The organism is Bosea sp. PAMC 26642 (assembly GCF_001562255.1).
Taxonomy (GTDB): domain Bacteria; phylum Pseudomonadota; class Alphaproteobacteria; order Rhizobiales; family Beijerinckiaceae; genus Allobosea.
On the sequence record NZ_CP014301.1, the window covers coordinates 1076021 to 1098361 of the forward strand.

The window sequence follows — 22341 nt, forward strand, 5'->3', positions numbered from 1 at the left end:
AGCGCGGAGTTGGCGGTAGCGGACGTCCGAGCCATGCGGCCTGGCCTCACCGGAACGGCAGTGGGTAGTGCAGGCCGCCCTGGGTGTAGAGGTTGTTCTGTCCACGCGGCAGGCCGAGGGTCTTCGGCCCGAAGTGTTCATCGTAGATCTGGGCGTAGTTGCCGACGGCCTTGATCGCGCGGGCGAAGGCATCGTTGTCCAGGCCGAGCTGCTTGCCGAAATCGCCTTCGAGGCCAAGCAGGCGGCGCACGAACGGATCGGTCGAGGTTTTCTTGCTGTCGAGATTTTCCTTGGTGACGCCGAACTCCTCGGCCGTCTTCAAAGCCGTATCGACCCAGAAGACGATGTCGGACCAGCGGTAGTCACCGTCGCGCGTGTGGAGGCCGAGCGGCTCCTTGGAGATGACCTCCGGCATGATGATCCAGTCGTCGGGGACCTTCATGGTCGACTTGGCCGCGGCGAGCGAGCCGGTGTCGTCGGAATAGCCGTCGCAGCGGCCGGCTTCGGCGGCGGCGAACGCCTCCTCGGTCTTGTCGAACAGAAGCGAATTGATCGTCGTGCCCTTCGAGCGGGCGAAGTCGGCGATGTTGAGCTCGAGCGTGGCACCCGTGATCATGCAGATGGTGGCGCCCTGCAGTTCGGCTGCGGTCTTCACGCCGAGGCTCTTGCGGACCATGAAGCCCTGGCCAGCATAGAAATTGACCGCGACCTCGGACAGGCCGAGGCCGATATCGCGCGAGAACGTCAGGGTCGAGTCGCGGATCAGCACATCGATCTCGCCCGATTGCAGCACGGTGAAGCGGACCTTGGCGGTCGTGCCGACATATTTGACCTTCTTTGCGTCGCCCAGGACGGCCGCGGCCAGCGCCTGGCAATAGGCGATGTCGAAGCCTTTCCAGGTGCCGGAGGAATCCTGGTAGGCGAAGCCCGGTATGCCGCTGTCGACGCCGCAGACCAGTTCGCCGCGCTTCTTGATCGCCTCGACGGTGGCGCCGGGAGCGGGCAGGGTCTGGGCGGTGGCGGCCGTGCTCAGCAGCGCGGCGCCCAACGCGGAGAGCATCCTTCCCAGGAGGGTTCGGTCCGGTCTGGTCACGATGGAGATCCTTTTGCTTCAGGTTTATCGGGAAATCAGGCGGCTTCGTAGTTCACCGACTCGGCATGCCAGCCGGATTTGCGCTTGGCCCAGTAGGTTTCGCGTAGCGTCTGGCTGATGGGGCCGGGACGGTCGTTGTTGAGAATTCGTCCGTCGAGGCGGCTGACCCCGATCGGTCCGCCGGCCGTCGAGGAGATCAGGATCTCGTCGGCGTTGCGCATCTCGTCCACGGGCACGTTACGGACCTCGCAGGCGAGGCCGAGCTCGGCGCAGAGCTCCATGACGGAGAGCCGCGTGATGCCGCCCAGCACATTGCGATCGGGCGTCGAGACGACGCCGTCGGTGATGCAGAAAACGTTGTAACCCGGGCCTTCGGTGACATTGCCGGCCGCGTCGAGCAGGATCGGGTTGTCGGCACCCTTGTCGTCGGCCTCGAACAGCGCCGCGGTCATGTCGGCCCAGTGGAAATTCTTGGCACGGGCGTTGACGGAGGCCTCCGGGATGCGCGGCGTCGAGGCGACGATCATATGGGCGCCTCGCTCGATGATCTCCTGCGTCATCAGCCAGACATAGGGAATGGCGTAGGCGCTCAGATAAGGACGCGTATTCTTGGGGTGATACTGCAGCCCCGGCAAAGGGCGGCCCCGCAGACAATCCATGGCGACATAGGCCTCCCGCAGCCCCGCTTTCGCGACGAGCTTGTGCAGGATCGATCTGGTGTCCTCGTCGCTCTCCTGGGGGACGAGCCGCATGGCCTCCATCGAGGCGCGAAAGCGCTTGAGGTGATCGTCGAGCCGGAAGAAGGCGCCGTCCCAGACGCTGACGACGTCGTAGGTTACGTCGGATCGCCGGAAGCCCCAGTCCGTGACCGGGATCTTTGCCTCGGCGATCGGCATGTAGGCGCCGTCGATGAAAGCCGCTCCCGCCGGCCACAGGACGCTGTCGGTCGTTGCCGCATGGCTGACATCGACATTCATGCTTCAGCACTCCTTCCGGAACGACGGGACTCGCGGCAGGCGACCGGATCTCTCGGTCGCCGGATGCATAATTTGAGCCTGAGCCGATCGACAGGTGCCCTGCCGAGCTCAGCGGCCATGGATGGTCAATTCGGCGGCAGGTCGGCGAGCACGGCATCGAGCCCGATCCGCAAGCGCCTGAACAGTTCGTCGATCTCAGCCTCGGTGATGATCAGGGGCGGTGCGAGCACCAGACAGCCCTGCAGCGGGCGCACGACGACGCCGGCCGCGAGAGCGGCGTCGTAGATCTGCGTCGCGATCCCGCCCGGGACCAGCGAGGCGGCGGCCTGGCTGCCACCTTCGGTTCCCGGCAAGGCAACCTGCACGCCGCCGGCGAGACCGAAACAGCGCGTGGCTGTGACGAGGGGGTGGTCCTCCAGCGCAGCAAGCCCCTTGGCCCAGGCCGGCATCACGGATCGGATATGACCGAGGATGTCGCGTTGCTCGAAGATGTCCAGCACCTTCAACGCCACGGCGGCGGCGACCGGATGGGCGGCATAGGTCGAGCCGTGGTTGAAGATCCCGGCTGTATCCGACCCGATTTCGAGCAGGCGATAGAACTCGTCCGACATCAGCACGGCGGCGATCGGCTGATAGGCGCCCGACAGCGTCTTCGCGGTGCTCATGCAGTCGGGCACGAGATCGAAGCTTTCACAACCCCACATCGTGCCGGTCCGGCCGAAACCCGTCACGACCTCGTCGGCGTAGAGGCGGATGCCATAGCCGTCGAGCAGCGCCTTGATCTTCGGGAAGTAGCCGCGCGGCGGCGCGAACATGCCCGAGGACACCGAGAGAGGTTCGGCGATGAAGGCTGCAACCGTTTCCGGCCCCGCGGCCTCAATGGTCTCCTTCAGTTCTGCCACGAGCCGGTCGGTGTATTCGTCCTCGCTCTCGCCGGGCAGGGCGCCGCGCGGCCAGGTCGGGTGCGCGACATGCAGCACATCGTGTGTTGGAACGCCGAACGCCTCCTGAACGGCGGCGCCACCGCCGAGCGCGCTGGTGAGCACGGTGCCGCCGTGATAGCTCCCCCGCCGCGAGATGATCTTGCGCCGCTGCGGCTGACCAGCCACGCGGTTGGCGTACCAGGTGAACTTGACGAGTTGGTCGTTCGCCTCCGAGCCCGTGGTAGCGAACATTACATGGGCGTTGGGGATCGGCGCGCTCTGCGACAGGCGCTCGGCGAGTTCCATGACGACCGGGACGGTTCTGTGAATGCCGGAGGGATACATCGGCAGCGCTCGAAGCTGAGCGATCGCGGCTTCGATCAGCTCTTCGTCGCTGAAGCCGAGACCGACGCAATAGAACGTCGAGACCGCCTCGATGTAGTCCTTGCCGTCTTCGTCGAAGGTGAAGATGCCCTTGCCGCTGGTGAAGACGAGAGGTCTCGCCTCGCGCAGCTGTCTCAGGTTCGAGAACGGCAACAGCAGCATGTCGGACGAGTGGTTGGAAAGGCGCGCGGCGATGTTCATGACGGACATTTGCCCCTGTGATCACAGCTCGATAATCTCGACTATAGACCTGCCTTGAATGCCGTCAATCGGTGCTTTGAGGATAAATTGAGCGGGTTCCGCTTGTGGATTGGGCAGTTGCCATGCTTGATGCAAAGGCGGTTCTGGGTAATGTGATCACAGAGAGCGGTGGCTCGACTGGCTTTCGGGCGTGCTGATCAGACGAGGTGACGGGACGCGCGGATATCCGATGGCCGGTACTTCATTCGGGATCGCCCGGAAACAGCGGACGGCTTCATCATGACCATCCGAGACAGCGGGAAAAGCTCCAGCACGCTCGCCGTTCAGGTCTACGACGCGCTGGGGCAGAGGTTGCTCGCCGGCGAGATGTATCCAGGCGCGAAAGTGTCGCTGCGCTCGCTGGCGACAACCTTCGGCACCAGTATGCAGCCCGTGCGCGACGCCGTCTCGTCCCTTGTGGCCGAGGAGGCGCTGGAGATCACGCCGGCGCGTGTCATTCAGGTTCCGTTGCTGGACCGGAGCGTCTGCGACGACATCTGGCTTCTACGGTCGCTCGTCGAAGGCGAGGCAGCAGCACTGTTTGCCCAGCGCGCGACCGAGGAGGACTTCGTCAGCCTCCAGAGTCTGACGGCGGCGGTTCAACAGGCCTACCGCGGAGGCAGCGTCAGCAAGCACATGCTCGCCTTCCATGAGTGGTCGTTCTTCATCGCCGAGCGCTGCGGGTCGGCGATGCTCGCAGCACTGATCCGGCGGCTGCGCGTGCGCAATGCCCCGATCATCGCGCTGGCACTCGCCGCCGACGCGCCGGATGATCCCGGCTTCATGGAGTTCTCCACCCACATCATGCACGAACTGGCCCTGGCCGCGAGAACCCGCGATCCAGGACGCGTGCGGGAACTGCGCAGCGTCGATGTCCTGACCTATCAGCGCTATCTCTATGCCCGGCTAGGTTGGACCCTGGAATGAGTGTTTTCGAGAACTCCAGGCAAGCGCCGCCCGGTTCTGCCCTCCGTCGCGCCTATCGCCCCGCAACTGCGTGCGCCGGTTCGTCGGATGACGATCCGTACTCCGCCTTGCCTGACCTTCCTTGTTGCGCCTGACCGAAGGAGACCGGTTCCATGACAGCCGAGCGCCCCCATGCCTTGCTTCACTTCACGGAATCGTCCCGGCGGATCGCCGAGCACGCGCGCTACATTGCCGGCGGCGTCAACAGCAATTTCCGCTTCGGCATGGCGTCCGGGCCGCTGGTCTTCGAGCGGGGGGACGGGGCGCATCTCATCGACGCCGATGGCAACCGGCTGATCGATTATTATTGCGGCATGGGCGCAACCCTGCTCGGGCACACCCCGGCTTCGGTGATCGCGGCGGTCAAGGACGAGGTCGAGCGCGGTATCCTGTTCGCGGGCCAGGTACCGATCGAATGCGAAGCCGCGCAACTGATCTGCGAACGTGTGCCATCGGCGGAGCGTCTGCGCTTCACCTCCTCGGGCTCGGAGGCCGTTCATGCCGCGATCCGCCTGGCGCGAGCCGCCACCGGCCGGCGCATCGTCATCAAGTTCGAGGGGCATTATCATGGCTGGCTCGACAGCATTCTGTGGTCGACGGCTCCGGGCCTCAACGCGGCCGGTCCCGACAATTCTCCAATCCCGGTCGCCGGCAGCAAGGGCCAGGATCTGGCCACGGCGGAGGGACTCGCAGTACTGGGCTGGAACGATCTGGCCGCACTGGAGGCGCGTCTTGCGCAGGGCGATGTCGCAGCCGTCCTGATGGAACCGGTGATGTGCAACCAGGGCGCGATCGCGCCTCTGCCGGGCTATCTCGAAGGGGCTCTCGCGGCCTGCCGCAAGCACGGGGCCGTCCTGATCTTCGACGAGGTCGTAACGGGCTTCCGTCTGAGCAGCGGTGGCGCGCAGAAGCTCTATAGCGTGACGCCCGACCTGACGATCCTAGCGAAAGCCATTGCCAGCGGCTTCCCGGTCGCGGCGGTCGCTGGACGGGCGGATTTGCTTGATCAACTGGCGGACGGGGTGCTGCACGGCGGCACCTTCAACGCCCAGCCCGTCGCCATGGCGGCTCTCGTGGCGACCCAAAGGGCCCTGACACCCGAGCTGTACGAGCGCAGCTTCGCCCGCGGCCAGCGCCTGCAGGACGGCATTCGTACGATCATGGGCCAGGCGGGCATCAGGGCGCAGGTGGTCGGCGCTCCGCTGATCTTTCACGTCTCGTTCGGGCTGGACGCACCTGCGCGGAACTATCGCGACATCGCGCGGGCCGATAAGGCGGCCTATGTCCGCTTCGCCTTCGCTATGCTCAAGCGCGGGGTGCGCATTCTGGAGCGAGGGGCCTGGTTCGTATCGTCCGAACACGACGATGGTGTGATCGACGCGACGCTCGATGCAGTGATGGGGGCGGCCGGCGAGGTCTAGGGTGCGTGAGCTCGTTTCCGGTGGTGTGATCTGACCATTGCTGCCTTCGTCTCGGAATTGCGGTTCCACCTTGCCGTAGCGGCGCGGCTCAGATCATCAGTTCCGAGGGGTCGGTGTTTGCCGGATGCATCTTCGCGCGGCAATTCTTCTGCGTAATTATATAAATATTTCAATAGTATACGTGTTCGTAGATTTGTCCTGCTTCCCCCACCATTTCCAGTTGGAAGTGCGAATGCTGACACGCGCGCGGTCAGGACGTTGAGGCTTAGCGGCGTCGGCTGCCAGGCGGGGCATTGCGTCGCCCAGCGCACTTGGAACTTGTCTTTCGGTCGAAATGCGGGCCTTTATGTCTGACCGACACTTGGGTGCCTTGATGTTCACGTCCTTCCCCGCCACGCGAATGCGCAGGCCCGACCAGCAGGAGATTGGCCGGAGGGGGTAAGCGCGAGCATTTTGCCGCGCGCGTGAGCGTCGGACCCAAGCCCTCCCGGTTCTGCGGAGGGCTTTTTTGTTCGTCGAAGGTCTGGCGCTTCACCCGTGAAATGACCCCAGGGAGGGGATCATGGCGAACGCACTCATTACAAGCGCGCTTCCGTACATCAACGGCATCAAGCATCTCGGAAATCTGGCAGGATCGCTCTTGCCGGCAGACATTCACGCGCGCTATCGCCGCCAGATCGGCGACGAGGTGCTCTTCATTTGCGCGACGGACGAACATGGCACGCCGGCCGAACTTGCCGCGGCCGAAGCCGGTCAGGACATCGAGACCTATTGTCTCGAACAGCACGCGAGCCAGGCTGCGATCTACCGGCAGCTTGATCTGTCCTTCGACCATTTCGGTCGCTCGTCGTCGCCTCACAACCACGCGCTGACCCAGCACTTCTTCCGTTGCCTGGAAGAGAACGGCTTCATCGAGGAGCGTGTCCTCGATCAGATCTATTCGCCAGAGGATGGCCGCTACCTGCCCGACCGCTATATCATCGGCACCTGTCCGCATTGCCGCTTCGAGCGAGCGCGTGGCGACCAGTGCGAAAACTGCACGCGGCCCCTCGACCCGATCGACCTGATCGCGCCGCGCTCGGCATTGTCGGGCAGCACGGAGCTGGAGATCAGGCCGAGCCACCATTTATTTTTGAGACAGTCGGCGCTGATCGGCGAGCTTGAGGCCTGGATTTCTACGCCAAAGGGTTGGCCGCCGCTGGTGACGTCGATCGCCCGGAAATGGTTGAACGAGGGCATCCAGGACCGCTGCATCACCCGCGACCTTGTGTGGGGCGTGCCGGTGCCGAAGCCGGGTTATGAGGGGAAGGTTTTCTACGTCTGGTTCGATACGCCGATCGCCTACATCGCCGCTACTCAGGATGGGCGGATGCGCGACAGGGTCGCGACTGGAGCCGCTGGTGGTGGACGGCGGAGGATGTCGACTACGCCCAGTTCCTCGGCAAGGACAACGTCCCTTTCCACGTGGTCAGCTTTCCCTGCACCCTTATAGGCTCCGGCGAGCCGTGGAAGACCGTCGACGTGATCAAGGGGGTGAACTGGCTGACCTATGAAGGCGGAAAGTTCTCGACAAGCCAGCGGCGCGGCGTTTTCCTCGACCAGGCCCTTGCGCTACTGCCGGCCGACTACTGGCGCTGGTGGCTGGCGTCGAATGCACCCGAAGCCAACGATACCGATTTCACGTTCGAGCGCTTCGCGGCGGACGTAAACCATGATCTGGCAGACACTTTTGGCAATCTGGTGAATCGGATCCTCAAGTTCGTGGAGAGCCGCTATGGCGGCATCGTGCCGATCGTAGGCGAGCCTTCGGCTCGCGAGTTCGCGTTGGCGGCGCAGATCGACATCGATCTGCGGTCTCTTCGTGGCCACCATGCCGGCCGTTCATTCCGAAAAGCGGCCGAGGAGGTGCGCCAGCTCTGGCGGCTCGGCAACGGCTATTTCGCCGGCGAGGCGCCGTGGTCGACCTTCACTGACGATCCGGAGCGCACCGCGGTCGTCGCCAGGACCGGCGCAAGCTTGGTTGCGATTGCGGCGCAGGCGGCTTGGCCGTTCATTCCTGCAGCCGCCGAACGGGTGCTTGAAGCGCTGGGGCACGGGCGTGGCAGGCCGCCTTGGCCCACATCGGCGTCCATCACGCGGGCGGATCTTCTGCCAGAGTGGAGGGTAGGGCCGCTGCTGCCGCTTTTTGAGAAGCTCTCACCGGATTGGGTTGAAGCCCAGACGGCTCGTTATGCCGGTTGAATCTGCTGCTGGCCACGCATTCTGCCGGGATGTAGAGGCCATTCCAGCCGACGATTGACACAGCGCCGAGTGATGATATCTATTGTCGGTAGATACCATTCATGGAGGCCGATCATGAGCGCCCGGACGAACTCATCGACCGCCAAGCTCTTCATGCATGGCCGCAGCCAGGCGGTCCGTCTGCCGAAGGAATTCCGCTTCGAGGGAACGGAGGTCCATGTCAGCAGGGTCGGAAACAAGGTCGTCCTTGAGCCCATCAGGAAGCCTGCCTTCGACGCCGGCGCCTGGAGGGCGCAGCTCGATGCGCTGGGCGCCCGCGATTTCCTGACGGAGGGGCTGCCGGAAGATCCGCATGTTGGAGCCGACGACACAGTCGATTTCGGCTGATCGCCCGATGTTCTGCCTCGATACCAACGTCGTCGTTCATGCCCTGAACGGGCGGGTTCCCGCGGTCGATGCCAGGCTTCAACAGGAGCTCGCCGTCGGAACCCGGCTTCTCATCTCGTCGGTGGTCGTTTTCGAGCTGAGATATGGGATAGCCAAGAGCGTGAGGCGTGAGGCCTCAGGCCGCGTACTCGATACGTTTCTCTCCGAAGGATTCGAGATGGTGCCGTTCGATGCCGACGATGCAGCGGAAGCCGGCGATATTCGGGCCACCCTCGAAGCGGCCGGAACGCCGATCGGCGCCTACGATACTCTGATTGCGGCGCAGGCCCGGCGGCGCGGTGCGGTTCTGGTCACCGGCAATCGGCGCGAGTTCGAGCGCGTGCCTGGCCTGATGGTGACGGACTGGGCCTCTTGAGCGGCGCTAGGCTTTCCTTCGATCAGTTATGTCGGCCGGGCCAGCTACCTGCACTCCAGCCTTCGGCGCGCGATAAACGCAGTTCGCACGGCACGAAGCTCTGGTAGGAATCATGGTATGAAAAATGGTAGGAATCCAAATTATAAATCAGGCTAAGTATATGATTTATTTAATGTTATAGAAATACGGGTTCGACTCCCGTAGGTCGCGCCATTCATGCCTGCCTCTCCGGCTCGCCGAGAGACAGCATGAGCCGGTTCGCCCAGTTGAAGAAGGATGCGGGTGGATCAGGTCAGCGATCGACAGGACCGAGCCATGCGGTCCAGTTCAGCTGGGCCTGGGTGAAGGTCGTAGGAGCCATCGGCGATGGTCAAACCTGTGCGCCAAGCTCGTCCGTCACATCAAGCAGAGCCCTCGCCGGGCGGTTTGACCGTCGTTTGGTTCCTGCACGTTCTGCGGGGTAGCCCGTTGCGCAGCTTAGTCGAAGCCATTCGGTTGCGTGCGGCCGGAGGATGGCCGAAGCCGTCCCGCCTTTGGGTTGGGCTAGTAGGCCCTTAGTCCCAAGGCCGTGCTTGCTTCCTCGGCCATCCAGCCGAGCCGGTCATAATCGCCGCGCCAGTAGACGAGTGCGGCGTCGTCGTGCCCGAGCCTGACCTCGCGGACGCGGCCGATGATGATGGCGTGGGAATGCCGCTCGATGATCTCTTCGACCTCGCAGTCCAGCGCCGCCAGTGCCCCAGTCAGCAGCGGCGCGCCGGTGACGCCGCTCGTCCACTCGGCGTCGGCGTAGCGCGCCGCACCCTTCTCACCATGACGCCCGGCGAAGCGGTCGGCGACCTGCTTTTGCGTCGCATTAAGGAAGTTGACGCCGAAGCTGCGGGTCCGCGTCAGCACGGGATAGCTCGACGACGACAGGTTCAGTCCGAACATGATCGTCGGCGGCTCGGCCGAAAGCGACGAGATCGAAGTCGCGGTCAGACCGGTGCGGTCCGGGCCGTGGCCGGTCGTGATGACGCTGACCCCGCCGGCGAGATGCCTCAAGGCCTGGCGGAAGCTCGCGACATCGTCCTGGACCAGGCGAACAGGCTTGTGCAGGGGCGTGACAACCGACATCGTCCCGGTCTCCTCAGATCGTGTAGTCGGGCGGGTTGGTGTCCTCGCGGATCAGGTCCTTGAGGATGCGCTCTTCGAGCAAAGCGAGATCGACCGAGCCGCGCCGGCGCGGGCGGGGAAGGTTGACGGTGATGTCGAGCGTGATCCGGCCATCGTCGATCATCACGACGCGGTCGGCGAGCGTCAGCGCCTCCGAAACGTCATGGGTCACGAGGATCGCGGTGAAGCCTTGCGTCTGCCAGACGCGCTCCAGCAGGCTCTGCATCTCGATGCGGGTCAGCGCGTCGAGGGCGCCCAGGGGCTCGTCGAGCGCCAGCACACGCGGCCGGCTGACCAGCGCGCGGGCTAGCGCCACGCGCTGGCGCTGGCCGCCAGACAACACGGCCGGCCATTGCTCCGCCTTGGCTTCGAGCCCCACGGCCCGCAGCGTCTGAAAGGCGCGCTCCTCGGCCTCAGGCAGCTTGCGGTCGGCCCCGAGACCGACCTCGACATTGGAGAGCACGCGCGCCCAGGGCAGCAGGCGCGGCTCTTGGAACATGATGCGCGGCGTCTCCGTCGCGCTAGAGCCCTGGCCGAAACGTAGCGTGCCGTCGCTGGCCGCGTCGAGGCCGGCAAGAATACGCAGCAGGGTGCTCTTGCCGCAGCCGCTGCGCCCAACGATGGCGAGGAACTGGCCGGCGGGGATGTCGAGATCGATGCCGCGCAGGACCTCGAGATCGCCGAAGCGCTTTGTCAGGCCGCGAATGGCGATCTCCTGGCCGAGCGCGGCTCTGGATCTTGCCGCCTTGTCCTCGAACAGGGCGTCGAAGGAAAGCGCGCTCGGCGCCAGCGTCGCTGTCGTCATGGCGAGATCCTCAGGCTTTCTGGAAGGCCGGATGCCAGGACAGGCAAAGCCGTTCGAACAGCCGCACGGTCGAGTCGGCGATCTTGCCCAGCGCGGCGTAGATCACGATCGCCAGCACGACGACGTCGACCAGCATGAACTCGCGGGCGTTCATCGCCATGTAGCCGATGCCGGAATTGGCCGCGATCGTCTCGGCCACGATCAGGGTCAGCCACATGATGCCGAGCGCATAACGCACGCCGACGAAGATCGAGGGCAGGGCGCCGGGCAGGATGACGCGGCGGAACAACTCCCAGTTGCTCATCCCGTAGGAGCGGCCCATCTCGACGAGCTGGCTGTCGACGGTGCGCACGCCATGGAAGGTGTTGATGTAGATCGGGAAGAACACGCCGAGCGAGGTCAGGAACAGCTTGGCCTCCTCCTCGATCCCGAACCAGAGGATCACCAGCGGGATCAGCGCAAGATTGGGGATGTTGCGGATCATCTGGACGGTGGTGTCGGTGAGCCGCTCGGAGGTCTTGGACAGGCCGTTGAACAGGCCCAGTGCGAAGGCGAGCGAGCCGCCGAGCAGAAAGCCGGAGATCGCGCGCTTGAAGCTGACGGCGATGTTCTCGCCCAACTGTCCGTTCAGCGTCAGCCGCCATCCGGCGGCGAGCACGTCGCTCGGCGCGGGCAGCACATTGGCCGCGATCCAGCCGAGCTTCGAGCCGGCCTGCCAGACCAGCAGCAGGCCCAGGGGCAAAAGCCAGGGCATCAGCTGCGACAGCACCGGCTGGAACGACCTGGTACGGGGAGAAAGCCGCCTCCCGCTCGATGGCGAGGCAACGACCGGTGCGCTGAGTCCGGGTTGAGCGAAATCAGTCATTCCGCCCTCACGACGCCGCGACGGCGACGCGCACGCCTGTGCCGCTGATGCCGAATTCGCCGATCTGCGTGCGATGCGTTGTCTGCGTCTGCGCGCCGATTCCAAGCACGGGGAAAAGCAGTTCCGCAACCTTGTAGGCCTCTTCCAGATGCGGATAACCCGAGGCGATGATCGTCTCGATCCCGAGCGCCTGGTATTCCCGCAGGCGCGCTGCGACCGTCTCGGGACTGCCGACCAGAGAGGTGCCGGCGCCGCCGCGCACCAGGCCGATGCCGGCCCAAAGGTTGGGCGCGATCTCGAGCTGATCGCGGCGGCCGAGATGCAGCGCGCTCATGCGCTTCTGGCCGATGGAATCCGACTCCTCTGCAAATTTTTTCTGTGCCGCGATGATTGCCTCGGCTGGCAGCTTGCTGATCAGCTTGTCGGCCGCGGCCCAGGCCTCGGCATCGGTCTCCCGCACGATTAGATGAATGCGCAGGCCGAAGCGGACTTTGCGTCCACGAGCGGCGGCTCTCGCCCGGACGGCATCGAGCTTGGCCTTGGCCTGCGGGATCGGCTCGCCCCAAGTCAGATAGGTGTCGACATGCTCGGCGGCGACATCGAGCGCGGGGTCCGACGAACCGCCGAACCAGATCGGCGGCGGGCTCTGGACCGGCGGGAAGTCGAGCTTGGCGCCCTGGACATCGATGTATTTTCCGGTGAAGTCGACCCTCTCCCCGGCAAGCAGGCGGGAATAGACGCTAAGGAATTCAGCCGTATGGGCATAGCGCTCGTCATGGGGCAGGCGGATGCCGTCGCCGGCGAGTTCGGAAGGATTGCCGCCGGTGACGATGTTGACGATGAAGCGGCCATTGCTGACCCGGTCGAGGGCGGCGGCCTGTCTCGCGACGAAGGTCGGGGATGCGACGCCGGGCCTGGCGGCCACGAGATATCTCAACCGCTCGGTGAGCGGGGCCAGCGCGGCCGCCGTGATCCAGGGATCGTCGCAGCTTTTGCCTGTCGGGATCAGCACGCCGCCATAGCCCAGGCGATCGGCGGCCTGCGCAATCTCCTTGAGATAGCGAAAATCGGCGGGGCGATGGCCCTCGGTCGTGCCGAGATAGGAGCCGTCGCCGCTGACGGGAATGAACCAGAAGATGTCGAGAGGCTTGTCGGTCATGTCGATGCACTCGCGTTGAGGAAGGAGGGGAGGCGTCGGCGCTCAGGCCGTCGGCTTCCACTCCCAGACGATATCGCGAACATTGATGGCCTTCGGGATGAGGCCGAGGCGATGGAAGCGGTCGGCGACCCGCTGCTGCTCGTCGAGCACGCGCGGATTGAGCGGCGCGATCAGGAAATCGGCCCGGTCTACAGCACGCTTCCAGGGCTCGATCGGCAGGCCCGTCGCGGCGGCCTGGACGCTTGCCACCTCGCCCCGGTTGGCCTCCGCCCAGCGCGCCACCTTGGCGAGTTCGTCATTGATCGCTGCGACGAGCTCGGGGTGCTTGCCCGTGAAGTCGCGGTTGGCGAGGTAGAACGCGTTCTGCGCCACGATGCCCTTGGCGAGCGCCAGGATCCGGACGCCCGGAATCTGCTCGGCGATGGCAAAGAACGGATCCCAGATCGTCCAGGCATCGACCGAGCCGCGCTCGAAAGCGGCACGCGCATCGGCCGGGGGGAGATAGACCGGCGTGAACTCGTCATAGCCGAGCCCGGCCTTCTCGATCGCGGCGATCGTCAGATTGTGCGAGCTCGATGCTTTGGCGAAAGCGATCTTCTTGCCCTTGAGGTCGGCCAGCGTCTGGATCGGCGATTTCGGCGGCAGCAGGATCGCCGCGCCCGATCCAGCGGCCTCCTGCGTCGCGACATAGAGCAGGTTGGCCTTGGCTGCCTGGGCGAAGATCGGCGGCGCGTCGCCGGTCGGCCCATAGTCGATCGAGCCGGTGTTCAGCGCTTCAAGCAGCGGCGGCCCGAACTGGAACTCGACCCATTTGATGGCGATGCCTTGCGCAGCGAAGCGTTTCTCGAGGACGCCCTGCTGCTTGGCAATCAGCAGGATGCCGTTCTTCTGGAAGCCGATGCGTAGCTCCTTCGGCGCCGCGGGCGACTGGGCGGTGGCTGCCCCTGAAGCGAAGGCGAGCGATGTTCCGGCGAGGCCGGCGATGAAGTCTCTGCGGTCCATGATGCAAGTCTTTCCTGATTTCGATGTCGGGGGGCGTGCTCAGGCGGCCTTCGGAAGACCCTGTCCGGCGCGGCGCGTGGCGGCTGCGCGCTGGCCTGCTCCACCGAGCGAAAGGTCTTGCCGTCGAGAGCGTCGAAGGCTGGCTGGGAAGAAAAGAAGCGGAAGTTCCCGTTCTGGCCGACGACGATGCCGGCGGCGTCACCCTGAACTTCGATCACGATGGCTTTGGACATGCGGATACCTTCGCCGATGGCTTCGGCGCCTTCTTCATCTGCGGGAATGGGGAGAAGCTGTCCTCAGCAGCGCGGGATACGCTGCAGGACCGGCCTCAACATCGCGTCGAGCGCAGGAAATCTGAGAGACGAAGAAGGTGTCCGACGACAACGTCGACAAGAATGATCACGGTGTGTCTCCATAAAAGGAGCCCACGATCTTATCGTGGTGCTTTTAGCTTTGGTGACGCGGCGCAAGCTGCTCCAGCAAATCCCGCGATGGATCGAATAATTGCTTCGACCAATACATGTACTGTTCTTGATTTGACGCGGTGGGTCAATGAAAACGGATTTCAAAGATCGGGCGGGAAGAAGGATAATACCCTCCTGGTCCGGTTGCCTTTGGCGCTTTTGTCTCGCCTCCGCTTGGCGTCGGTTATCCCGTTTCGCAATGGCGCTCAAACGGCATCCCTTTTCGCCAGACAGCTCAGCGCGCGGCCTCGGCAGGGTACCAACGCGACGCGACTGCGCAGAAAATCGGCCATACGCGGGGGGCGGCAAAATGGACCGGCTTGGCAGGAGTAGTTGCGGCTAACTGAGGCAATGTCGCCAGCGGTTCGCTGCGGCGTGCCGACATGTCCTCGGGATGTCTTGGATCATCGCGGACTTGACTGACCGGTGGGCGGCTGCGGCCGGGCGGCGGGGTCTGGTAACGCCGACCATCCCAACAGCAGGATTGCGACCAGCAAGCCGAAGCCGAGATCGATCCAGCGCTCATGGCGACTCCGGGGCAGGAAGTCGGCGATCTCGCGGGAGGCCGTATCCTCGGTCCAGCGGGCAGCACGGTCCATCAGTTGCGCCTCCAGATCATCCCCGGTCGCACTCATGCCACGGGGGTGTCCGCCCGGGCCTGACGGCGGTTGTCGAGGATATTGCCTTCGCGGCGATAGCCGCGCTGATAGTTGCTTTTGAGATGTCGGCTGGCCAGTTGCCATTGCTCGACGCTCTGTCGGGCGGCGCTGCTGTCTGGCAGTTCAATCTCGTCGAATCCGCAGGCCAGCGCATAGGCGAACTGGTCGGGGATCAGCGGGCCGGACGCCCGCAACGTGCCGTCATAACCGGCACGGCGGATCGCTTTCGCCAGGCTGAAGCCGCGGCCATCCGCGAAGGCCGGGAAAGCGATGCCGATGAGCGACAGCCTCGGCAGGAAGGGCTCCAGCGCCGCCACGGGGAGCGCATTGGGAATCAGAACTCCGATCTGCTGAGCCTGGGCCAGTTGAGCCAAGGCGTCCGGCAGCGCGTCGAAACCGACAAGCGCTTGCGACAGGTTGCCGATCGCGGCACCTTCCGTGCGTGTCCAGCCTTCCGTGATGGCACCCTTGCGATCAAGCAGCATCGGCCAGTTCCCTGAAGGCGGCTTTGAACGGCACCAATCCGACGCGCTTTACCGTCTCGATGAAACGCTCTCCGTCATGACGCTGGCTCTCATAGACGCCGACGATCGCCTCTATCGCGTCGGGCACGTCCTCGGCCGGAAGGCCCGGCCCGAGAATTTCCCCAATTGCGGCATTCTCGGTGGCGTCGCCGCCGAGCGTGATCTGGTAGGATTCGATGCCGCGCTTCTCCAGACCGAGAATGCCGATATGGCCGACATGGTGATGGCCGCAGGCGTTGATGCAGCCGGAAATCTTGATGTTGAGTTCGCCGATCGACGCCTGACGATCCGCATCGGCGAAGCGCTGCGCGATGGCCTGGGCGATCGGGATCGAGCGGGCTGTGGCGAGCGAGCAGTAGTCGAGGCCAGGGCAGGCGATGATGTCGGTGATCAATCCGAGATTGGCGGTGGCGAGCCCCACTGGGACAAGCGCCTGCCAGATCGCAAAGAGATCGTCCTTGCGGACATGCGGCAGGACGAGGTTCTGCGCATGGGTGACGCGCAATTCGTCGAAGGAGTAGCGCTCGGCGAGATCGGCGACCAGCCGCATTTGCTCGGAGGTCGCATCGCCCGGCGCCAGTCCGACCGGCTTCAGCGAGATCGTCACCGCAGTGTAGCCCGGCACGCGATGCGGGGTGAGGTTGGTATCGACCCAGCGGGCGAAATCCGGGTTGCCCGCCTTGGCCACGGCAAGCGCCCCGCTGTCGGGCGGCAACGTCTCATAGGCGGGCGGCGTGAAATAGGCCGCGATACGGGCCAGCTCTTCGGCGTCGGCATTCACCGAAGGCCCGTCGAGAGCCGAGAACTCCGCTTCGACCCGGCGGCGGAATTCCTCCGTCCCGATCTCGTGGACTAGGATCTTGACCCGCGCTTTATATTTGTTGTCGCGCCGTCCCTCGAGATTGTAGACCCGCATCACCGCCTCGAGATAGGCGAGCAGGTCAGCCTTGGGCAGGAAGTCGCGCACGACCTTGCCGATCATCGGCGTGCGGCCAAGCCCGCCGCCGACGCTGATCTCGTAGCCGATCTCGCCGCTCTCGGGATGCCTCACGATCCTCAGGCCGATGTCGTGCGCCTTGATCACCGCGCGGTCATGCTGCGCGCCGGTGGCGGCGATCTTAAACTTGCGCGGGAGATAGCTGAACTCGGGATGGGCGGTCGACCACTGCCTGATCAGCTCGCAGACCGGGCGCGGATCCTCGATCTCGTCCTGCGCGACGCCGGCGAAGTGATCGGCCGTGACGTTGCGGATGCAGTTTCCCGAGGTCTGGATGCAGTGCATCTCGACATCGGCGAGCAGGTCCAGGATGGCCGGCACGTCGCGCAGCTTCGGCCAGTTGAACTGCAGGTTCTGGCGGGTGGTGAAATGGCCGTAGCTGCGGTCGTAGCGCTCGCCGATCAGCGCGAGTTGGCGCAATTGCCGCGACGAGAGCGTGCCATAGGGAATGGCGATACGCAGCATGTAGGCGTGGAGCTGCAAATAAACGCCGTTCTTCAGCCGCAGCGGCTTGAACTCATCCTCGGTCAGGGAGCCGTCCAGGCGTCTGGCGACCTGATCGCCAAACTGCGCGACCCGGTCGCGCACGAAACGCTCGTCGAATTCATCGTAGCGGTACATCGTCAGGCGCTCCGGCGGCCGGCGATGCCTTCACCGGCCTGCTTGCCCAAATCCGGGCGAGTGCTGGGTCCGAGCGTCTTGAAACGCTCCCGGAAGTGGCGCGGCACGGGCCCGTTCGGGCCAATCTCCACATCGACGAGATAGGCATCGACGACCTGCTGTCGTGCGGCTGCAGCGAACGCTTCCAGCCTGCCGGCGGCGACGCCCTCGTCAGCGACCAGCGCGAGACGGGGATCTCGCGTCCAGTCCAAGGCTCCGTCTGCGTCCTCCACGGCAAAGACGACGTCCCCGTCGAGCAGGTCGTTGGCGAGCAGGATGGCAGGCAGAGGTGGGCGCTTCGGGGTGCTGGTCATCAGGCCGCTTCCGGCAAGTGCAGCCGCAGCCCGTCCAGGGCGTCCGCCCAGATGATCTGGCAAGAGAGGCGCGATGTCGGCTCGATCAGGGGCAGCGTGTCGAGCGCGTCGATCTCGTCGGCGCGGGGTTCGGGGAGCCGGTGAGCCCAGTCGGGCGCGACGACGACATGGCAGGTCGCGCAGTCGCAGGAACCGCCGCATAGTCCGTCGATGCCGACCTTGCAGTCGCGCAGGATTTCCATGACCCGCCAGCCTTCGACGGTGTCGAGCTCATGGGACCGGCCATGTCTGTCGGTGACGTGCAGCGTAGCCAAAACCGTCATGCTCCGTTCTGTATTCCGAACGGAGTTTAAACGAAGGACGGCGGCCGATCAATTCACGCAAGCGAGATGGTTTTACTATATTGTACATTCGCTTTAGTGAAATTGACCCCGCTGAGGCGCTGGGCGCGGCCACGGCCGCGGAAATCGTGGCGCCCTCGTCAGGATCGGCCGGTCCGACGAGCGCGCAATCGCCTTGAGGCAAAGGCTGCGAGAGGGATCAGCACCACATCCGATAGGCCGTTGGCTTGATCACGCGCCTGGCCGAACCCGGCAGGGCGCTCGGCTCAAAGAGCCGGCCTGTAGAACTGGTCGAAGGTGCTGCCATCGCCGAAATGGATCGGCCTTGCCTTGGCCCAGCCGCCGAAGATGGTGACGAGGTCGATCTTGGAGACGTTAAGCTCCTGGGTCGGATCACGGGAGACGTTCAGCGACTCAGTCTGCGCACGCGCCCCGGCCACGACCCCAAAGCGCAAAGAGAAGGCTCCCAGAACAAGGCCGGCCTGGATCAGGCGACGAAGTGCGGGGCGGGGCATCGTGCTCTCCGTTGCTGGGACCAGCCCGACCGACGGGTCAAAAAGTTCTTTTTACGGAACGTAAGGGTATGCTGAGGCAAGGCAGCAGACAAGAGACCGAGGCAGCACTGTTATTCAAATTTGGCCGGTTCGGGAGAACAGACCGCTGCTTCCAGACCCGGTTTCAGAAGAGCGGTCTTTCCTCTCCGAGCCGACGTAATTCCGACCCGACAGACCATCAGATCCCGTCGCCCAGGACATTCTCCGAAGCGAGTTGGTTCCGGCTCCGGCGGCGATGCCAAAGGCCGCGCGCCAAGGCCCATGCCCCGCCCACGAAAAGCGGTCGCAACGCCAGATCGGCCACCGCGACAAGCAGTGCCGACGACAGGCTGCCGGTCAGGCCATGGACGAGCGCCCCCAGCACGAGAGAGGCGAGCATATTGCCGCCGACCGCGCCGGAAAGCTCGCTGCGCGTCAGGGACCCGGCGGGCCCGATACGGTTGCGCAGGGAGGCAAGCAGGGTGGCGACGGAGCCTGGGAGGCGGGAGTTGGTCCCGGCTGACGGCGTCGCCGCCTCATCGACGAAGCCGAACGCGACCGTCTCATTGCTGATCGTGTCGATCAGGATGAATCCACCCAGTTCCGTGCTGACCGAGAACGGCAGGACGCCGATCGCCCTGTCGAGGTCGAGCGTGACCGTCCCGATATCGTTCATAGCCAGCGTCGTCGCAGGCACCGGCGTCACCGTCGCGACGTCGATGCTGTGGTGCAGTGCCTTGACCACGGCATGAGCATGGCTGCTGCCGAGCTTCAGTGCGTAGCGGTTGCCCAAAGCGAGCGGCGCCTCGCCTGTCCAGAGCAGGCGCGCGTTCAGGCTGCGTCGGACCGGGGGACGCCGTGCCGCATCGACGATCAGGTCCCCGCGCGAAACGTCGATCTCGTCGGCCAGGGTTACGGTCAGGGCTTGGCCGGCGGAGGCGTGCCCCACTTCTCCGGCGGGGGCCAGAATGCGCGCGATGCGGCTCGTGCGGCCTGAGGGCAGGATGGCGACGGCATCGCCCTGCTTTAGTTGCCCCAGCGCGAGATTGCCCGAATAGCCCCGAAAGCCGGAATCGGGTCGGTTGACCCATTGCACCGGCAACACCGCGCCCTCATGGACCCGGCCCGAAGCCTCGACCGAGACGTTTTCCAGATGGGCCAGCAAGGGCTCGCCGCGATACCACGCCATCGCCGCCGACGGACTCGTGACATTGTCGCCGTTGCGCGCCGAGACCGGGATGAAGCTGATCTGTGTGAAGCCAAGTTGAGCGGCGGCGGCGCGATAGTCGGCGCTGATGAGCTCGAAGACGGCCCGATCGTAGCCGACCAGGTCCATTTTGTTGACCGCCACGACGACATGGCGAACGCCGACGAGCGACACGATGAACGAATGCCGCAGCGTCTGCCTGAGCAGGCCGAGCCGCGCATCGACCAGGATGACGGCGAGGTCGGCGGTCGAGGCGCCGGTCGCCATGTTGCGGGTATACTGCTCATGGCCGGGCGTGTCGGCGACGATGAAGGCGCGTCTCGGCGTCGAGAAATAGCGATAGGCGACATCGATGGTGATGCCCTGCTCGCGCTCGGCCGAGAGCCCGTCGACGACCAGCGCGTAGTCGACTTCGTCGCCTTGCGTGCCGAACTTGCGGGAATCTCGCTGGAGAGTGCCGAGCTGGTCGTCGAAGACCGCCCCGGTCTCGAACAGGATGCGGCCGATTAGCGTCGACTTGCCGTCATCGACGGAGCCGCAAGTGAAGAAGCGCAGCAGGGAGCGCGGCTCGATCCCGTCGTCATTGGCCGGGCCGTCGTCCGGCCGCGCCGCTTCGTTGGCGCGCTGCCGGGCCTTGAGGGCACTCATCAGAAATAGCCTTCCTGCTTCTTCTGCTCCATCGAGCCGGTTCCATCATGGTCGATGATCCGGCCCTGTCGCTCGGAACTCTGCGACGCCCGCATCTCGGCGATGATGTCGGTCAGATTGGTTGCATCGCTTTCGATCGCGCCGGTCAGCGGGTAGCAGCCCAGCGTCCGGAAGCGGACCATGCGGGTTTCGACGACCTCGCCCGGCAGCAATGGCAGGCGCTCGTCGTCGCGCATGATCCAGGCATCGCCGCGGCGAAGCACGGGACGGGGGGCGGCGAAGTACAATGGCACGACGGGGATGCCTTCGAGCGCGATGTAGTCCCAGACGTCGCGTTCGGTCCAGTTCGAGAGCGGAAAGACGCGGAAACTCTCGCCCGCCCTCTTGGCGGTGTTGAACAACGACCAGGGCTCCGGCCGCTGGTTCTTTGGATCCCATCGGTGGTCGGCGCTCCGGAGCGAGAAGACGCGTTCCTTCGCGCGCGTCTTCTCCTCGTCGCGGCGGGCCCCGCCGAAGGCGGCGTCGAACCGGTATTTGTCGAGCGCCTGCTTCAGCCCTTGCGTCTTCATCACATCGGTATGGATGCGCGAGCCTGACGAGACCGGGTCGATGCCGGCCTTTACGCCATCCTGATTGATATGAACGATCAGCTCCAACCCGAGCCGGCGCACGGTTTCGTCGCGGAACGCGATCATCTCGCGGAATTTCCAGGTCGTATCGACATGCAGCAGCGGGAAGGGCGGCTTGCCGGGGGAGAAGGCCTTCATCGCCAGATGCAGCAGCACGGCGGAATCCTTGCCGATCGAATAGAGCAGCACCGGATTGTCGCAGGTCGCCACGACCTCGCGCAGGATGAAGATTGCCTCGGCTTCGAGGTTCTGGAGATGGCCGGGCGCGATCACAGCGCGACCTCCGCCGTGCGCGTGCGGACGAGCCGGCCGTCGTCGCCGACATGCAGGCCGCATTCCTTCGCCGCATCCTGCTCCCACCACCAGCGACCGGCACGCTCGGACTCGCCTGGAACGATAGCGCGTGTGCAGGGCGCGCATCCAATCGAGACGAAGCCGCGCGCGTGCAGCGGGTTGACGGGCACGCCGAGGTCTTGGGCAACCAGACGGGCCTGCTCGCGGCTCCAGTCGTGCAGCGGGTTGATCTTCGTCAGGCCACGCTGGAGATCATGTTCGATGAAACCGGTCGCCGCTCTCGCCTCTGACTGGCCCGCGCGCAAGCCCGTGATCCAGCCGGCAGCTCCTGCCAGCGCCCGGTCCAGGGGGGCAAGCTTGCGCAGGAAACAGCAGCGCTTGCGCGCTTCCTGCGAGGCCTTGAAGCCGTTGATACCCTGTTCCCGGACCATGCGCTCGACCGAGCTCGCATCCGGCAAGAAGGCCGAAACGCTGAGGCCGTAGCGCCGTTCCGTCTCCGACCAGAGATCATAAACCTCCGGAAACAGGCGCCCGGTATCAAGCGTCGCGAAGGAAACCTCTCGCGCCAGCCCTGCCTCCGCGATGAGGTGCGTCAGAACCTGATCTTCGAGCCCGAAACTGGTCGTGAAGATGAGACGACCCGGGACGTCCGCACGCGCACGCCGCAAGCGCCCGATGACCCGGTTCGGGGCTGACGGGTCTGATGCGGTTTGGGCTGTTTCGTCGGTTGCGGCCACTTTGGCCATACGGCTTCATTCGCCGAGAATGTCGGCGCCTTTGGTATCTGAGATGATGGATCAAGGGTGGCCTGCTACACCGCAGGGTGGCGCGACATCATCAACATCGCGAGGGATGCAGACCCTTCGAAGAATGAGGGAGACGTGTTGCAACCAGGTCGATGAAGGCGATCACGAAATGTCCCCGGGACTGGAGCCCACGATGTCATCGTGATGCTTTCGGCAGTAGTAGCGCGGCGCAGAACTGCTTCGACAAATCCCGCGATCGATCCATCACCGTGAAATCGACCCCTCAAATGTCGTC

The 22341-nt window shown here is 64.7% G+C and carries 22 protein-coding genes and 2 pseudogenes; 6 read left to right on the forward strand and 18 right to left on the reverse strand.

Annotated elements, in window-relative coordinates; genetic code table 11:
- Positions 1-46: 46 nt before the first annotated feature.
- The 3 genes from AXW83_RS05055 to AXW83_RS05065 form a co-directional block, all read right to left on the reverse strand.
- On the reverse strand, positions 47-1093 hold the full coding sequence (locus AXW83_RS05055) for an amino acid ABC transporter substrate-binding protein (protein WP_236841821.1): 1047 nt from the start codon (positions 1091-1093) through the stop codon (positions 47-49).
- Positions 1094-1128: 35 nt separating this feature from the next.
- Positions 1129-2070 carry an aminotransferase class IV gene (locus tag AXW83_RS05060; RefSeq protein WP_066611208.1) on the reverse strand — a complete coding sequence of 314 codons (942 nt, stop codon included), beginning with the start codon at positions 2068-2070 and terminating at the stop codon, positions 1129-1131.
- 125 nt (positions 2071-2195) lie between these two features.
- Entirely contained in the window at positions 2196-3578 is a 1383-nt protein-coding gene (locus tag AXW83_RS05065; protein WP_168166062.1) for an aminotransferase class III-fold pyridoxal phosphate-dependent enzyme, read from the reverse strand.
- A gap of 279 nt (positions 3579-3857) precedes the next feature.
- On the opposite strand from AXW83_RS05065, the gene AXW83_RS05070 reads away from it, so the two are divergent.
- From AXW83_RS05070 to AXW83_RS05090, 6 genes and pseudogenes are all read left to right on the forward strand, one after another.
- Complete coding sequence (locus AXW83_RS05070) at positions 3858-4544, forward strand: GntR family transcriptional regulator (RefSeq protein WP_066611215.1); 687 nt, start codon at positions 3858-3860, stop codon at positions 4542-4544.
- 152 nt (positions 4545-4696) lie between these two features.
- Complete coding sequence (locus tag AXW83_RS05075) at positions 4697-6004, forward strand: aspartate aminotransferase family protein (protein WP_066611217.1); 1308 nt, start codon at positions 4697-4699, stop codon at positions 6002-6004.
- Between the two features lie 562 nt (positions 6005-6566).
- Positions 6567-7310 (forward strand): annotated as a pseudogene (locus AXW83_RS05080) (class I tRNA ligase family protein); the annotation flags it as partial.
- A gap of 14 nt (positions 7311-7324) precedes the next feature.
- Positions 7325-8245, forward strand: a complete 921-nt coding sequence (locus AXW83_RS28205) for a class I tRNA ligase family protein (protein WP_442855240.1) — start codon at positions 7325-7327, stop codon at positions 8243-8245.
- A gap of 114 nt (positions 8246-8359) precedes the next feature.
- A complete protein-coding gene (locus AXW83_RS05085; protein WP_066611219.1) occupies positions 8360-8632 on the forward strand; it encodes an antitoxin in 273 nt (90 codons plus the stop codon).
- The gene (locus AXW83_RS05090) at positions 8598-9047 is read left to right on the forward strand and encodes a type II toxin-antitoxin system VapC family toxin (protein WP_236841822.1); all 450 of its coding nucleotides are present in this window, start codon (positions 8598-8600) and stop codon (positions 9045-9047) included. Before AXW83_RS05085 ends, AXW83_RS05090 begins: the two co-directional genes overlap by 35 nt.
- 214 nt (positions 9048-9261) lie before the next feature.
- Here the strand turns inward: AXW83_RS05090 and AXW83_RS28210 are convergent.
- From AXW83_RS28210 to AXW83_RS05160, 15 genes and pseudogenes are all read right to left on the reverse strand, one after another.
- Positions 9262-9359 (reverse strand): annotated as a pseudogene (locus tag AXW83_RS28210) (alkylhydroperoxidase domain protein); the annotation flags it as partial.
- Between the two features lie 231 nt (positions 9360-9590).
- Entirely contained in the window at positions 9591-10160 is a 570-nt protein-coding gene (locus AXW83_RS05095; RefSeq protein WP_156639809.1) for a flavin reductase family protein, read from the reverse strand.
- Between the two features lie 13 nt (positions 10161-10173).
- The gene (locus tag AXW83_RS05100) at positions 10174-11004 is read right to left on the reverse strand and encodes an ATP-binding cassette domain-containing protein (protein WP_066611223.1); all 831 of its coding nucleotides are present in this window, start codon (positions 11002-11004) and stop codon (positions 10174-10176) included.
- A 10-nt stretch (positions 11005-11014) separates the two neighbouring features.
- A complete protein-coding gene (gene ssuC / locus AXW83_RS05105; RefSeq protein WP_082766952.1) occupies positions 11015-11869 on the reverse strand; it encodes an aliphatic sulfonate ABC transporter permease SsuC in 855 nt (284 codons plus the stop codon).
- A gap of 7 nt (positions 11870-11876) precedes the next feature.
- Complete coding sequence (ssuD, locus tag AXW83_RS05110) at positions 11877-13028, reverse strand: FMNH2-dependent alkanesulfonate monooxygenase (RefSeq protein WP_066611225.1); 1152 nt, start codon at positions 13026-13028, stop codon at positions 11877-11879.
- A 42-nt stretch (positions 13029-13070) separates the two neighbouring features.
- Entirely contained in the window at positions 13071-14030 is a 960-nt protein-coding gene (locus tag AXW83_RS05115; protein ID WP_066611226.1) for a sulfonate ABC transporter substrate-binding protein, read from the reverse strand.
- 868 nt (positions 14031-14898) lie between these two features.
- Positions 14899-15093, reverse strand: a complete 195-nt coding sequence (locus AXW83_RS05120; RefSeq protein WP_156639811.1) for a hypothetical protein — start codon at positions 15091-15093, stop codon at positions 14899-14901.
- Between the two features lie 32 nt (positions 15094-15125).
- Positions 15126-15638 (reverse strand): DUF934 domain-containing protein, encoded by a 513-nt coding sequence (locus tag AXW83_RS05125; protein WP_082766953.1) that lies wholly within the window; start codon positions 15636-15638, stop codon positions 15126-15128.
- Positions 15628-17295: a nitrite/sulfite reductase gene (locus AXW83_RS05130; RefSeq protein WP_066611229.1), complete on the reverse strand. Its 1668-nt coding sequence runs from the start codon at positions 17293-17295 to the stop codon at positions 15628-15630. Before AXW83_RS05130 ends, AXW83_RS05125 begins: the two co-directional genes overlap by 11 nt.
- A 2-nt stretch (positions 17296-17297) precedes the next feature.
- Positions 17298-17648, reverse strand: coding sequence for a DUF2849 domain-containing protein (locus tag AXW83_RS05135; protein ID WP_066611230.1), 351 nt, complete (start codon positions 17646-17648; stop codon positions 17298-17300).
- The gene (locus AXW83_RS05140) at positions 17648-17971 is read right to left on the reverse strand and encodes a 2Fe-2S iron-sulfur cluster-binding protein (RefSeq protein ID WP_066611232.1); all 324 of its coding nucleotides are present in this window, start codon (positions 17969-17971) and stop codon (positions 17648-17650) included. The genes AXW83_RS05135 and AXW83_RS05140 overlap by 1 nt, the downstream gene beginning before the upstream one ends.
- Before the next feature lie 284 nt (positions 17972-18255).
- Complete coding sequence (locus tag AXW83_RS05145; RefSeq protein ID WP_066611233.1) at positions 18256-18504, reverse strand: hypothetical protein; 249 nt, start codon at positions 18502-18504, stop codon at positions 18256-18258.
- Between the two features lie 217 nt (positions 18505-18721).
- Positions 18722-20377 carry a sulfate adenylyltransferase subunit 1 gene (locus AXW83_RS05150; RefSeq protein ID WP_066611234.1) on the reverse strand — a complete coding sequence of 552 codons (1656 nt, stop codon included), beginning with the start codon at positions 20375-20377 and terminating at the stop codon, positions 18722-18724.
- The gene (cysD, locus tag AXW83_RS05155; RefSeq protein ID WP_082766954.1) at positions 20377-21342 is read right to left on the reverse strand and encodes a sulfate adenylyltransferase subunit CysD; all 966 of its coding nucleotides are present in this window, start codon (positions 21340-21342) and stop codon (positions 20377-20379) included. The genes AXW83_RS05150 and cysD overlap by 1 nt, the downstream gene beginning before the upstream one ends.
- Positions 21276-22046 (reverse strand): phosphoadenylyl-sulfate reductase, encoded by a 771-nt coding sequence (locus tag AXW83_RS05160; protein ID WP_066611238.1) that lies wholly within the window; start codon positions 22044-22046, stop codon positions 21276-21278. The genes cysD and AXW83_RS05160 overlap by 67 nt, the downstream gene beginning before the upstream one ends.
- Between the last annotated feature and the right edge of the window lie 295 nt (positions 22047-22341).

Excerpts from the sequence above, each read along its gene's own strand:
- AXW83_RS05060 (WP_066611208.1), bottom strand. The coding sequence starts at position 2,070 with ATGAATGTCGATGTCAGCCATGCGGCAACGACCGACAGCGTCCTGTGG.
- AXW83_RS05100 (WP_066611223.1), bottom strand. The coding sequence starts at position 11,004 with ATGACGACAGCGACGCTGGCGCCGAGCGCGCTTTCCTTCGACGCCCTG.
- cysD (WP_082766954.1), bottom strand. The coding sequence starts at position 21,342 with ATGCGGCCTGCATGTCGGCGACGACGGCCGGCTCGTCCGCACGCGCAC.
- AXW83_RS05130 (WP_066611229.1), bottom strand. The coding sequence starts at position 17,295 with ATGTACCGCTACGATGAATTCGACGAGCGTTTCGTGCGCGACCGGGTC.
- AXW83_RS05065 (WP_168166062.1), bottom strand. The coding sequence starts at position 3,578 with ATGAACATCGCCGCGCGCCTTTCCAACCACTCGTCCGACATGCTGCTG.
- AXW83_RS05095 (WP_156639809.1), bottom strand. The coding sequence starts at position 10,160 with ATGTCGGTTGTCACGCCCCTGCACAAGCCTGTTCGCCTGGTCCAGGAC.
- AXW83_RS05070 (WP_066611215.1), top strand. The coding sequence starts at position 3,858 with ATGACCATCCGAGACAGCGGGAAAAGCTCCAGCACGCTCGCCGTTCAG.
- AXW83_RS05145 (WP_066611233.1), bottom strand. The coding sequence starts at position 18,504 with ATGCCCCGCCCCGCACTTCGTCGCCTGATCCAGGCCGGCCTTGTTCTG.
- ssuC (WP_082766952.1), bottom strand. The coding sequence starts at position 11,869 with ATGACTGATTTCGCTCAACCCGGACTCAGCGCACCGGTCGTTGCCTCG.
- AXW83_RS05090 (WP_236841822.1), top strand. The coding sequence starts at position 8,598 with ATGTTGGAGCCGACGACACAGTCGATTTCGGCTGATCGCCCGATGTTC.
- AXW83_RS05135 (WP_066611230.1), bottom strand. The coding sequence starts at position 17,648 with ATGACCAGCACCCCGAAGCGCCCACCTCTGCCTGCCATCCTGCTCGCC.
- AXW83_RS05150 (WP_066611234.1), bottom strand. The coding sequence starts at position 20,377 with ATGAGTGCCCTCAAGGCCCGGCAGCGCGCCAACGAAGCGGCGCGGCCG.
- AXW83_RS05125 (WP_082766953.1), bottom strand. The coding sequence starts at position 15,638 with ATGCTGCTTGATCGCAAGGGTGCCATCACGGAAGGCTGGACACGCACG.
- AXW83_RS05075 (WP_066611217.1), top strand. The coding sequence starts at position 4,697 with ATGACAGCCGAGCGCCCCCATGCCTTGCTTCACTTCACGGAATCGTCC.
- AXW83_RS05160 (WP_066611238.1), bottom strand. The coding sequence starts at position 22,046 with ATGGCCAAAGTGGCCGCAACCGACGAAACAGCCCAAACCGCATCAGAC.
- ssuD (WP_066611225.1), bottom strand. The coding sequence starts at position 13,028 with ATGACCGACAAGCCTCTCGACATCTTCTGGTTCATTCCCGTCAGCGGC.
- AXW83_RS05115 (WP_066611226.1), bottom strand. The coding sequence starts at position 14,030 with ATGGACCGCAGAGACTTCATCGCCGGCCTCGCCGGAACATCGCTCGCC.
- AXW83_RS05120 (WP_156639811.1), bottom strand. The coding sequence starts at position 15,093 with ATGGACCGTGCTGCCCGCTGGACCGAGGATACGGCCTCCCGCGAGATC.
- AXW83_RS05140 (WP_066611232.1), bottom strand. The coding sequence starts at position 17,971 with ATGACGGTTTTGGCTACGCTGCACGTCACCGACAGACATGGCCGGTCC.
- AXW83_RS05085 (WP_066611219.1), top strand. The coding sequence starts at position 8,360 with ATGAGCGCCCGGACGAACTCATCGACCGCCAAGCTCTTCATGCATGGC.